Genomic DNA, 367 nt, shown 5'->3' on the forward strand with positions numbered 1-367 from the left:
CTATCACAACCGCTGGGTCAACTCACAGGCGCTCGTTCTCGCCGGCCTTTCCGCTTCGTCGCCCGATCCGGAAAAAGGTTCGATCGGCCGCGATCCGGCGACCGGCGCGCTGACCGGCATGATGATCGAATCCGCCGCCGGCATCGTCGAGCGCACCATCGCCCAATCCGGCCATTACACGCAGGAGATGGACCGCGCCGCGATGGCGCGCTCGATCGCGACGCTCAACTCCTACGGCGTCACCGCATTCCTCGACGCCGCAGCCATGCAGCCGATTCTTGCGGCGCTCAAGGGCCTCGACGATCGCGGCGAGCTCACTGCATGGTCAGTGTCGGCCATGCCCGCCGTCGAGCCGTCCTTCATGTTC

The 367-nt window shown here is 66.2% G+C and carries 1 protein-coding gene; it reads left to right on the forward strand.

Going from position 1 to position 367, the window contains the following annotated elements:
* On the forward strand, positions 1-367 hold a 367-nt coding region (locus EN808_RS35340; protein WP_145973048.1), incomplete at both ends, for an amidohydrolase family protein.

The organism is Mesorhizobium sp. M8A.F.Ca.ET.165.01.1.1, from assembly GCF_004792065.1.
In the GTDB taxonomy this organism is placed as follows: Bacteria; Pseudomonadota; Alphaproteobacteria; order Rhizobiales; family Rhizobiaceae; genus Mesorhizobium.